The following is an 11625-nucleotide window of genomic DNA, read 5'->3' as shown; positions in this document are numbered from 1 at the left end:
CACAAGTCGGACAGGCTCCTAGGCAAGACGCGGTTCAGAATCAATCCAAAAAACTCTTAAACCGCGTCGACTCCGACCTTTGCGGATCGATCCGAGGTAAGCCCAGTCGGCGAGCCTTGCATATCGGACACCCGGACGCGGTTCAACAGGCCAAGCGCAGAGCGACCAGCAACAGAAACACCCCGAACAGCCGCTTCAAGAGTGCAACCGGCAACCGATGCGCCAAAGATGCGCCGAGCGGCGCTGTGGGCATGCTGGCGAGCAGGATCGTCCCGACGGCAGGCCAATAGATGAAACCCGTACTCGCGCCGGGCAAGCCTTCGCGGCCCCAGCCGACGAACATGAAGCCGATGGCTCCGGCGATTGCGATCGGCAGAGCGCAGGCGGCCGAAGTCCCCACGGCCTTGCGTATGTCGATTCCGCGGTTGCTCAGAAAGGGCACCGTCAGGGTGCCGCCGCCGATCCCGACCAGCGCCGAGAGCGTCCCGATGCTGCCGCCCGCGGCCCACATTCCTCCGGAGCCGGGCAGGGTGCGCTCGCCATCGATCTTCGGGGGAATCAGCATGCGGATCCCGACATAAGTCAGAAAAACGGCAAAGAGACGGGTCAGCCAGAACTCGGGGATGATCCCCGCCAGGGCTGCGCCGAACCAGGCGCCGAGGACGATGCCGGGTGCCAGTCGGGCGACCAGATCCCAACGCACTGCACCGCGCACGTGATGGGCATAGGTCGAGGCGGCACCCGTCCCGACGATGGCGGCAAGCGAGGTTCCCACGGCGAGATGCGGGATCCAGTCCTCGACCATCCCGATTTGCGCGAACAGCAGGATCAACGCCGGGACGACGATCACACCGCCCCCGACGCCGAAGAGACCTGCAAGCATCCCGGACGCGGCGCCGATGAGAAGATAGGCCAAGAGTTCGAGCATTGGTTCGGATCCCGGACGATCGCGAGCCCCGCACAACTGCTGTGCTGCGGTGGCGAGTTTTGAAATCAGTCCGCAATTGATGATTGAATAGGGACGCCTGGGTTCGGTATGACCCCTGCGGGCGCTGCGCGGGGGGCGAGGCTCCCGAATGCACTTTCCGCTCGACGCCGCCATCGCAGATGCGGCGGCAATCCGCAGAGGCGCCGATTTCATGGGTTTTCCGTTTCCTAAACCGCGTCTCGCCGAGATCCCGAGGGGGGGCGAGACCGAGCCTGCCTCAGCGCGACAAAGAGCCAGCCGGGACGCGGTTTAGCCCGACCACGGGCGCCGAGCCGCCCCACACGAGTCAAGACGACATCATGAGACATCCGTGCATTTGTGTCATCGGGGGAACCGGCTTCGTCGGTCGGCATCTGTTGAATCGCCTGTCCGGCGCCGGGTATCGCACCCGTGTGCCGACGCGCCATCCACATCGGTATCGGCACCTTCGGCTGGTTCCGGACTGCGAGCTGGTGCCGATCGATCACTGGGATGAGAGCAGTATGAGCGACCTGATGACCGGTTGCGATGCGGTGGTGAATCTAGTCGGCATCCTCAACGAGGGGGGCGGGCGCACCTTCGAGCAGACCCATGTCGGAATGGTCGAGTCGACGACACGCGCGGCGCTCGCCGCCGGTGTCGGCGCCTACCTGCACATGAGTGCGCTGAATGCCGACCCGGCCGGTCCGAGCGACTATCTGCGCAGCAAGGGCAGGGGCGAGGCCGTGGCCTTGGCGGCAGGCGAGCTGGGTCTGGCCGTGACGGTGTTTCGTCCGTCCGTCATCTTCGGGCCGGGCGACGGGCTCTTCAATCGCTTCGCATCGCTGCTGCGTTTGCTGCCGGGACCCTTCCCGCTGGCCTGCGCCGACGCACGATTCGCGCCGGTCTATGTCGGCGATGTCGCGAGCGCCATGCTGCGCACACTCGAGGATCCTGCGAGCCGAGGGACGATCTACGAGCTGTGCGGACCGCGCACCTTCGCGCTGCGCGATATCCTGAGCTATACGGGCGGCCACATCGGACGCAAGGTCCGGGTGATTGCACTGAGCGATCGTCTCGCGCAAATCCAGGCGCGCATCTTCGAGAAGCTTCCGGGAAAACCCTTCAGTACGGATAACTATCTGTCGCTTCAGATCGACAGTCTCTGTCGAGAGGACGGACTCGGCCGGCTCGGCATCACGCCGACCGATGTCGACGCCGTGGTGCCCGTTTTTCTGGGTTAAACCGCGCCCAGTGCGGTATGCGCTGTTTTTGGATGGGATCGGCCTCGGCAGTGTTGACGACCGCTGGAGACTGCGCGGTTTAAGAGATTAAAAACTATATTGTTTTAAACCGCGTCCCCCGCCAAGGGCCGTAGATTCACCCAACGCCGAGCTCACTCGACAGCGGGAATCTCGCTCTGGACGCGGTTTGGCCGCTTGAGCAAAGCGCCGGATCGGCAGAAGGATCCGGTCAACCCGGGCCCTTGATCGCATGCTGTACCTCGATAAGCTGCTCAGCCAACTGGCCTATCCGCTCGGACTCTCGATCGTGCTGGGGGCGCTGGCGCTCGCGCTCATCATTGCGGGTTGGCGGCGATCCGGACTTTTTGTCTTGGCGATCTTTCGCGCGGCCGGGATCGATGCGGTGCCGGCCCCGACCGATTTCGAGGTGATGCCCGAGCCGGCGCATCTCATGCGCTGGCTGCCGGATGCCGAAGCCTTGTCCGACAGCACGCGAGCCCTGAAGGAGTATGTCGGATGGTGGGTCTACAGGTGGCGCGGCTGGGCCGAATCGTGAGCTCGCCGATGATCGAGCGTTGAAGATCGAGCGAGCTACTTCGATTTAGATGAAGAAAGTAAAATCGATTGACCAGGTCAATTCATTGGAGGCGATGATGAAAAGGCATGTTTTCATTGCGACTGTCCTCGCGGCCACGGTGCTCGCCGCCCCTGTGCAGGCGTTGGACGGCGGTGTCGAGAGTCTGCGCGAGACCGGCAAGGCGTTCGCCTCGGTCGGTCGGGCGGTGTCCCCGTCCGTGGTCTTCATCCGAGTCGAGGGTCAGCGCGCGGCGACTGCACAGGCACCCCTTTCGACACCCTTCGGCGATGCCCTTCCCTTCGGCGACGAGTTCCTCAAACGTTTCTTCGGCGAGGGCTTTCCTGGAATCCCGCGTGGCCAGTTACCCCAAGCCCCGCCCGAGGGACCGCGCTCGATGGGGCAGGGCTCGGGATTCGTGTTCGCCGCACAGACGGGGCTGCTCGCCGACAAGACCTACATCATGACCAACAATCACGTCGTCGAGGGCGCCGAGCGGATCCGCGTCACCTTTCAGGATGGACGCGAATTCGACGCCGAGGTGACCGGCCGCGATCCTCAGTCCGACGTGGCCGTCGTCGAGATCAAGACCGGCGGCCTGCCGGCACTCGCCATGGGCGATTCCGCGAAGCTCGAGGTCGGTGAATGGGTGGTGGCGATCGGCAACCCCTTCGGACTGAGCCACACGCTGACGGTCGGCGTGGTCAGCGCGACCGGGCGCACCAGTCTGGGCATCAACGACTACGAGGACTTCATTCAGACCGACGCTGCCATCAACCCGGGGAACTCGGGCGGCCCGCTCGTGAATCTCGACGGCGCCGTCGTCGGCATGAACACCGCCATCTTCAGTCGCAGCGGTGGCTATATGGGCGTGGGTTTTGCCATCCCGATCAATCTGGCCAACGCCATCGCCAATCAGCTGATCGAGCAGGGGGAGGTGACGCGCGGCTTCCTCGGCATCGTGATCCAGCCGCTGACCGCGGAGCTGGCCGAATCCTTCGGGATGCAGCAGGGCGAGGGGATTCTGATCGCGCAGGTGACGGAAGACAGCCCGGCGGGGAAGGCCGGTCTGCGTCAGGGCGACGTCATCGTCGCCTTCCGCGGGGAGCCCGTGACCGATGTCGGCAATTTCCGCAACCGGGTCGCGCTGACCCCGCCGGGGAGCAGACAGGAACTCACCATCGTGCGCGAGGGACAACGCCAAACCCTCGATGTCACCATCGGGACCCTGAATGCCGATGCGCTGGCATCCTCGTCTCCGACGCAGACCAGCGCAGAGCTGGGGCTTACCCTGCAGACCCTCACGCCGCAGCTTGCCGAGCAGTTCGGCGGTCAGCCCGGCGAGGGCGTTCTGGTCACGGAGGTGAAACCCGGGTCCATCGCCGCCGTGGCGGGCATCGAGCCGGGCACCTTGATCCTGCAGGTCAACCGCGAGTGGGTGAAGAGCGTCGCGGACTTTCAGCAAGCCGTGAAGGCAGGGCGCGAGACCGGTCGGGTGCTCCTGCTGGTCCGTAAAGACGATATGCAGCGCTTTGTGGTGTTGAGCTGGTAGCTGCGTCCGGCGGGAAGGGATTCCCGCCGTCGTTCCGGGCGCGAGCCCAAGGCGCCGCTGCGCGACGCCCTGCCCGGATGCCTGATTCAACCGGCGTCGCCGAGAGCCGGTGACTGGTCGGCTCATCGACATTGCTTGCGAACCGTTCCGGCCGCGACTAATCTTGAATTCAAGACCAAGTTAAAAAGTTGGTCTTGAGGTCAGGGCCGATCGGGTTTCCGGGAGGCAGAGCAGAGGATTTCTGTCGCGAGTAGCGAGTGGATCCAACAGCGTCGCCATGCGATGCAGCGCGATTTTTCCTCGCCGTTCCGGCAACCCCGTCGGTAGAACACGATGATCGTCGGGAGGAACTATCATGAGTCTCGTGACCCACCTGAGCGGACATGGCGGCCATGCGTTGCCCGTCATGCACGTTTCTTTGGCAAGACCCTTCATCTGGCTGGGCAGGGGTTGGGAGGATCTGCGCCGAAACCCGCGCGCCAGCTTCGCCTACGGATTGCTCCTCTCCGTGCTGGGTGCGGTGATCCTCGGCTTTTGGCGGCACCCGTATTTCATCGCCGCGGGTGTTTCCGGTTTCCTGCTGGTCGGTCCGCTGTTCGCGGCGGGCTTGTGCGAGTTGTCGCATCGAGGCGCCGCCGGCGAGCCTGCCGATTTCGACAGCTCCCTGTCGGTCCTTGCGCGACATCGCAAGGCCCTGATTCGATTCTCGGTCGAGCTGCTGGCGATCGCTGCGATCTGGTTCGCCGCCTCCACACTGATGCTGCATCTGGCACTGGGAAGCGCCGGTCCGAGTGTCGAGGCGACCATGTGGGGCGGCGTGCTCGAGCAGTTGACCGCGGCGCAGTTGATCTCCTACGGCGTGGTCGGCGGCCTTCTCGCGTGTGTCGTCTTTGCGCGCTCGGTCGTCGCGGTCCCGCTGATCATCGACCGGGATGTCGATTCACCGACGGCCGTGCGCACCAGTATCCGCGTGACGCTTTCCGATCTGCCGGCGATGATCCTGTGGGCCGCGCTGATCGTGATCCTGGTCGGTTTTGGCTTCGCGACATTCCTGGTCGGCATGGTGGCGGTCTTTCCGCTGCTCGGGCATGCGACCTGGCATGCCTACCGCGATGTGGTGAAATAAGGAGCGCGACCGGCTCCGCCCGCTCGGCGCTACGGCCGGGCGGGCTGCATCGATCCGAGTCGCGTCGCGTCGTTCGGAGCTGTCTCCACCATTGGACCTCGTCCCCATTCTGCCTTAGATTGCACTTTTGTCCGGCAGAACCGAGATGGTCGATCCCGAGGTCTTCAACCAGCGCGCCGCCGATCTGGTCGGCGTCGGGCATTTTTGTTTCTCACGCGGATGGTTGCCGGCAACCTCCGGCAACCTTTCCGCGCGGCTGGATGCGAGCAGCGTCGCCATCACCGTGTCGGGGCGTCACAAGGGCGAGCTCGACGCGAGCGGCATCATGGCGATGGATGTCGACGGCACCATCCTCACCGCCGGCTGTCGCCCGTCCGCCGAGACCGAGCTCCATCTGATGTTGTATCGCCGCGATCCGAGCATCGGTGCCGTGCTGCACACCCACTCGGTCAACGCCACCGTGCTCTCTCGCTTGGCCGGAGACGCCCTGACGCTCTCCGACTACGAGGTCTTGAAGGCGTTGCCGGGGATCGAAACGCACGAGATCCGGTTTGCGCTGCCGGTTTTCGCCAACGATCAGGACATCTCACGTCTGGCGCTCGAGGTCGAGCGGGCGCTGGAGCGCACGCCGGATCTGCCCGGCTACTTGATTGCCGGTCACGGACTCTATACCTGGGGTAGCAATGTCGCCGACGCGCGTCGGCGGATCGAGGCATTCGAGTTCCTGCTCGAATGCGAAACCCTCATGAGGAGCATGATCCGATGAGCGAGCTGCGCGTTCACGCCGAAGACCAACCTGTACCCGAGGCGGTGTTCACCGATTTCGCCGACATCCGGCGCGAGCTCGGCGCACTCGGCGTCAATTTCGAGCGCTGGCAGGCGGACCGCGTCCTGGCGGCGGATGCGACGCCGGACGACGTCATCGCCGCCTATCGCAGCGACATCGACCGTCTGATGTCCGAGTACGGCTTCGGCTCGGTCGACGTCCTTCGCATGACGCCGGACCATCCCGACCGCGAGGCCCTGCGCGCCAAGTTCCTCAACGAGCACACCCACACCGAGTTCGAGGTGCGCTTCTTCGTCGAAGGCAGCGGTCTGTTCTATCTGCATACCAAAGGCCGGATCTACGCCGTAATCTGCGAGCAGGGCGATCTCATCAGCGTCCCCGACGGCACGACCCACTGGTTCGATATGGGCCCGCGTCCGCACTTCACCGCGATCCGCCTCTTCACCAATCCCGAGGGCTGGGTCGCCAACTTCACCGGCAGCGACATCGCGTCGCGCTTTCCCCGCTTCGAGTAATCCACTCCAATGGTCAAGGCGATCCTCACCGACATCGAGGGCACCACCTCGAGCCTCTCGTTCGTCAAGGACGTGCTTTTTCCCTACGCGGCGGAGCGTCTGCCCGACTTCGTGCGGGCGCATCGCGATGATTCGCAGGTCGCGCAGTTGCTCGAAGACGCGCGTGCCGTCGCCGATGGTGCAGGGGACGAGGACGCGTTGATCGCCGCGATGCTCGACTGGATCGCCACCGACCGCAAGATCACGCCGCTCAAGGCATTGCAGGGTCTCATCTGGGAGGAGGGTTACGCCCGAGGCGACTTCCGAGGCCACATCTACGAGGATGCCGCCCGCCGCCTGCGCGACTGGCACGGCGCCGGTCTGAGGCTCTATGTCTATTCCTCGGGCTCGGTGCATGCCCAGAAGCTGCTGTTCGGGCACACCGACTACGGGGATCTCACGCCGGTTTTCGACGGATTCTTCGATACGCGCATCGGCGGGAAGCGCGAACCCGAATCCTACAGAGCCATCGCCGCGGAGATCGGTCTGCCCCCCGGAGCGATGCTCTTCCTGTCGGACATTCGAGAAGAGCTCGATGCCGCGCATGATGCCGGGATGGCGACGATTGCCTTACGTCGCGAAGGCGTGACCGCTCCCTTCGGAGCGCACGCAGTCGTCGATGATTTCGATGGGGTTCGGCCGCTCGAGGATTGAGCGGCGGCCTCAATGTCGGACCAAGGCGTCTCGCATCTGCATAAAGGCGATCAGATACTCGAACATGATGCGCCACATCAGCTCCATGAAGAGGAACGCAGCGACGAACAGCAGGATTCCGAGCACGCGCCAACGCAGTCGCACCGTCGCGTTTAGAAGACCCATACCGGCTCGATAAGTATCGCCCACCGGCTCGAAGCGGCGCATCAAGTAGAGCGCCATGAGCCAGGCCGCGAGGGGCATGACGACGGCGCCCAGATAATAGAACACCAGCAGCGCACGGCGGCTGATCATGGTTTCGAAGGTGAGGAAGTCAGTCATCCGAAAACACCAGGGTGTCTCGCCATCGCGTTCGGGAAATGCGGGAGGTGGAGCGCCGGCTTTGCGACGATCGATTCAGATGCGAGTGCTGACTCGGGCTCCCGTCATTCGGGGTGAGTCTGATTCGGAATTCGACATGAAATGGTGCCGAGGAGAGGACTCGAACCTCCACGAGCTTTCGCCCACATGGACCTGAACCATGCGCGTCTACCAGTTCCGCCACCTCGGCATGAGGTTCCGGGGATGTCTTGAAGAAGGCGACCCCGTGGCAAGGCGCGAATATTAGTGAGACAACCGAAGGGTGTCAAGGCTACACTAACCTTTTCCGAATAAGAACGAGCTCAAGTGACAAGACGCCGAAATTCGACAGCCGCCAAAGAAGCGGATCCCCATCGCCAGCGCGAGGCGAAAAAGTACGCCAACCCCATCCCCAGTCGCGAATTCATCCTCGAAACACTCACCAACCTCGGTGCACCGGCCGGTGCGGACGAGGTCGCCCGCGAGCTCAACCTCACCGACGAGCAGGACCTGATCGCCCTGGAGCGCCGACTCGGCGCTATGGTGCGCGACGGTCAGCTGGTGCGTAACCGCAACCAGGCCTTCTGTCTGGTCAACCGGCGCGATTTGATCGCCGGTCGTGTCATCGGACATGCGGACGGTTTCGGTTTCGTGCGCCCGGACGAGGGTGGCGACGACCTCTACCTCTACCCCAAAGAGATGCGCGCGCTGTTTCACGGCGATCGCGTCGTCGTGCGCGTCGCAGGGCGCGATCGACGGGGGCGGCTCGAGGGTGCGGTCGTCGAGATCCTGGAGCGCAAGACCCGCACCGTGGTCGGGCGGCTTTATAAAGAGAGCGGTGTCGGCTTCGTCGCGCCGGACAACAAGCGCCTGACCCACGACATCATCATCCCGAGCGACCGGATCGCGGGCGCCGAGCAGGGCCAGATCGTCGTCGCCGAGATTACGGATCAACCGACCCAGCGCACCCAGCCGATCGGCCGCATCCTGGAGGTCCTCGGCGACCACATGGCGCCCGGGATGGAGACGGACATCGCGATCCGCGCCCACGATCTGCCGATCGAGTGGCCGGAGGCCGTCGAGGCCGAGATCGCCGGGCTGGGGAGCGAGGTCCCGGACGCGGCGAAGGAGGGCCGTACCGATCTGCGCAAGATCCCCTTGGTCACGATCGACGGGGCCGATGCGCGCGACTTCGACGACGCCGTCTATTGCGAGCGCAAGCCCAAGGGATGGAAGCTGCTGGTCAGCATCGCCGATGTCTCGAGCTATGTGGTGCCGGGCACGGCGCTGGACACCGAGGGCTATTCGCGCGGCAACTCGGTCTACTTCCCGGACCGGGTCGTCCCGATGCTGCCGGAGGTGCTTTCCAACGGACTGTGCTCGCTCAACCCGCATGTCGATCGGCTCTGCATGACCGCCGAGCTCTACATCAACGCCGAAGGTAAGGTCACGCGGACCCGCTTCTTCGAGGGCGTGATGCGCTCGCATGCGCGGCTGACCTACGATCAGGTCGCCGCCATGATCATCGACGGCGACGCCGATCTGTGCGAGAAGCATGCGGACCTGCTGCCGCACCTGCACGAACTCTACGCCCTCTATCAGACCCTGCACCTGGCGCGCGCCGAGCGCGGTGCCATCGACTTCGACACGGTCGAGACCAAGTTCGTCTTCAACGAGCAGGGACGCATCGCCGCCGTGGTGCCGTTGGTGCGCAACGAGGCGCACAAGATCATCGAGGAATGCATGCTGGCCGCGAACGTGGCCGCAGCGCGTCTCTTCGAGCGCAAGAAGATGCCGGCGCTCTACCGCATCCATGACCTGCCGAACGCCGAGAAGCTGAGCGACCTGCGCGAGTTTCTGGGACAGCTCGCGCTCAAGCTCCCGGGCGGCGAGAAGCCGACCGCCAAGGACTATGCCGAGTTGCTCGAGATGGTCAAGGAGCGCCCGGATCGTGGATTGATCCAGACCGTCTTGCTGCGCTCCATGCAGCAGGCGATGTACAGCTCGGACAATGTCGGCCATTTCGGTCTGGCCTACGAGGCCTACACCCATTTCACCTCGCCCATCCGTCGCTATCCGGATCTGGTCGTCCATCGGATCATCAAGCACATTCTGCGCGGCGGGACCGCTGCCGATCTGGATTACTCCAAGATGGAGCTCCAGCAGATCGGCGAATACTGCTCGGGCACCGAGCGGCGCGCCGACGAGGCGACGCGCGACGCCGACGATTGGCTCAAGTGCGAGTTCATGCAGGGCAAGCTCGGCGAGAAGTTCGACGGCATCATCACCAGCGTCAACTCCTTCGGCATCTTCGTCGAGCTTCACGAGGTTCACGTCGATGGCTTGGTGCACATCACCGCGCTCGACAACGACTTCTATCATTTCGACCCGATCGGTCATCGTCTGCACGGCGAGCGTACCGGCACCGTCTATCGTCTCGGCGATCCGCTGCGGGTGCAGGTTGCCGCCGTGAATCTCGACGATCGCAAGATCGATTTCGTGCTCGCCGAGCCGAGCGGGAAGGGTGGCAAGTCCGGACAAGGCGGGAAGGGCGGCCAAGGCGGACCGGGTCCGCGCACGTCGAAGCAAAAGGAGAAAGCTAGGCCGACCGCTCAGGCGGATCAGGCCACCGCTCCGGCACCGGCAGCGCAGGCCCAGGCGGACAAACCTAGCGAAGGCGTCAAGAAGCCGCGTTCGCGCAACCGGCGCAAACGCAAACCGACCGGCGCGGCGCCGACATCCTGACCGTGAAGGCATCGAGACTCCCCGTCGCGGGCCGTGACGAGGTGCGGCACTCCACGGCGGGGCTGCACCCGGTCGGCGGTATCCACAGCGCGCGAGCCGCGATCAAGTTCGGGAGCGAAGGGGTCGGTGAGCTTTGGCTCGACCGCGGTCGTCGCGACCGGCGCTTGTCCGAGCTGGCCGATCTGGCGAGCCAGGCGGGCGTGAAGGTCCGCCAGGTCGAGCGCGACGAGCTCGAGCGTGCAGCCGAAGGCACCAATCACCAGGGCGCTTTGGCGTGGGTGCGCGTTCCCGCGGCACGTTCCGAGCAAGATCTCGATCGGCTCCTGGAGCGCATCGAGGGCCCGCCCTTCCTGCTCCTGCTCGATGAGGTTCAGGATCCACACAATCTCGGCGCCTGTCTGCGCACCGCCGAAGGTGCCGGAGTGCATGCGGTCATCGCCCCGAAGGACAATGCGGTTGGCCTGACGCCGGTCGTCTGCAAGGTTGCCAGCGGGGCGGCCGAAACGCTGCCCTATGTCCAGGTCACCAATCTGGCCCGGACCATGGGTTCCCTCAAGGAGCGAGGGATCTGGCTCACCGGAACCAGCGGCGATGCCGACACCGAGCTCTACGCAGCCGATCTCACCGGACCGCTCGGCCTGGTCATGGGCAGCGAAGGTACCGGCCTGCGCCGCCTCACACGCGAACACTGCGACCGTCTGGTCCGTCTGCCGATGTGCGGGACGGTCGAGAGCCTCAATGTGTCCGTCGCCGCGGGTGTTTGTCTCTACGAGGCGTTGCGTCAACGCAGGTGACGCTTTGACCCGAGACTCCATCGCTTCGATCTGATCCCCAAGCAGGGAAACCGTCGTTCCTAGATCCGGGAGCGGATATCGTGAACCATTTTGGTTAGCTGCCTTCGATTCTCGGAGTCGTTTATTAGGAATGCTGCCAAGAGCACATGAAACGCTGTTGACTCGTTGTAGCCAGGGATTGCTGCCGCCAACAAACTTATCTTCTTCTTGTAATCGCTCTCGGTGGCAATGTGGTCTGGGAGAGTACCGTTGCTGATGCATTGCGCAGCCCTCTCGTCGCTCCATACAAGCCTTTCCGGCGTGATTCCAG

The 11625-nt window shown here is 64.2% G+C and carries 11 protein-coding genes and 1 tRNA gene; 9 read left to right on the top strand and 3 right to left on the bottom strand.

Annotated features, from left to right (window positions below; genetic code table 11):
- Positions 1 to 142: 142 nt before the first annotated feature.
- Positions 143 to 928: a sulfite exporter TauE/SafE family protein gene (locus tag B4N44_RS00250; protein WP_296695479.1), complete on the bottom strand. Its 786-nt coding sequence runs from the start codon at positions 926 to 928 to the stop codon at positions 143 to 145.
- 359 nt (positions 929 to 1287) lie between these two features.
- Here B4N44_RS00250 and B4N44_RS00245 point away from each other — a divergent pair, with 359 nt between their 5' ends.
- The 7 genes from B4N44_RS00245 (at position 1288) to mtnC (ending at position 7437) form a co-directional block, all read left to right on the top strand.
- Positions 1288 to 2190, top strand: coding sequence for a complex I NDUFA9 subunit family protein (locus tag B4N44_RS00245; protein WP_296695478.1), 903 nt, complete (start codon positions 1288 to 1290; stop codon positions 2188 to 2190).
- 250 nt (positions 2191 to 2440) lie between these two features.
- Positions 2441 to 2746 (top strand): YdcF family protein, encoded by a 306-nt coding sequence (locus tag B4N44_RS00240; protein ID WP_296695475.1) that lies wholly within the window; start codon positions 2441 to 2443, stop codon positions 2744 to 2746.
- Between the two features lie 97 nt (positions 2747 to 2843).
- Positions 2844 to 4316, top strand: coding sequence for a DegQ family serine endoprotease (locus B4N44_RS00235; protein WP_296695472.1), 1473 nt, complete (start codon positions 2844 to 2846; stop codon positions 4314 to 4316).
- Between the two features lie 355 nt (positions 4317 to 4671).
- Complete coding sequence (locus B4N44_RS00230; RefSeq protein ID WP_296695470.1) at positions 4672 to 5442, top strand: DUF2189 domain-containing protein; 771 nt, start codon at positions 4672 to 4674, stop codon at positions 5440 to 5442.
- Between the two features lie 145 nt (positions 5443 to 5587).
- Positions 5588 to 6208 (top strand): methylthioribulose 1-phosphate dehydratase, encoded by a 621-nt coding sequence (locus tag B4N44_RS00225; RefSeq protein WP_296695487.1) that lies wholly within the window; start codon positions 5588 to 5590, stop codon positions 6206 to 6208.
- On the top strand, positions 6205 to 6744 hold the full coding sequence (locus B4N44_RS00220; protein WP_296695467.1) for a 1,2-dihydroxy-3-keto-5-methylthiopentene dioxygenase: 540 nt from the start codon (positions 6205 to 6207) through the stop codon (positions 6742 to 6744). Before B4N44_RS00225 ends, B4N44_RS00220 begins: the two co-directional genes overlap by 4 nt.
- A 9-nt stretch (positions 6745 to 6753) precedes the next feature.
- The gene (gene mtnC / locus B4N44_RS00215) at positions 6754 to 7437 is read left to right on the top strand and encodes an acireductone synthase (RefSeq protein ID WP_296695465.1); all 684 of its coding nucleotides are present in this window, start codon (positions 6754 to 6756) and stop codon (positions 7435 to 7437) included.
- A gap of 9 nt (positions 7438 to 7446) precedes the next feature.
- Here mtnC and B4N44_RS00210 read toward each other — a convergent pair whose 3' ends face one another.
- Positions 7447 to 7758: a DUF4282 domain-containing protein gene (locus tag B4N44_RS00210; RefSeq protein ID WP_296695462.1), complete on the bottom strand. Its 312-nt coding sequence runs from the start codon at positions 7756 to 7758 to the stop codon at positions 7447 to 7449.
- Between the two features lie 142 nt (positions 7759 to 7900).
- Positions 7901 to 7987: transfer RNA gene (locus tag B4N44_RS00205), tRNA-Leu, on the bottom strand.
- A 116-nt stretch (positions 7988 to 8103) separates the two neighbouring features.
- On the opposite strand from B4N44_RS00205, the gene rnr reads away from it, so the two are divergent.
- Both rnr and rlmB read left to right on the top strand, forming a co-directional pair.
- Positions 8104 to 10521, top strand: a complete 2418-nt coding sequence (gene rnr / locus B4N44_RS00200; RefSeq protein ID WP_296695459.1) for a ribonuclease R — start codon at positions 8104 to 8106, stop codon at positions 10519 to 10521.
- Positions 10522 to 10583: 62 nt separating this feature from the next.
- Positions 10584 to 11315, top strand: a complete 732-nt coding sequence (rlmB, locus tag B4N44_RS00195; RefSeq protein WP_296695484.1) for a 23S rRNA (guanosine(2251)-2'-O)-methyltransferase RlmB — start codon at positions 10584 to 10586, stop codon at positions 11313 to 11315.
- Positions 11316 to 11625: the final 310 nt, after the last annotated feature.

The organism is Thiocapsa sp. UBA6158 (genome assembly GCF_002423035.1).
Taxonomy (GTDB): domain Bacteria; phylum Pseudomonadota; class Gammaproteobacteria; order Chromatiales; family Chromatiaceae; genus Thiocapsa.
Note: the sequence above shows the minus strand (reverse complement) of the source record. Positions and strands in the feature narration are given on the sequence as shown.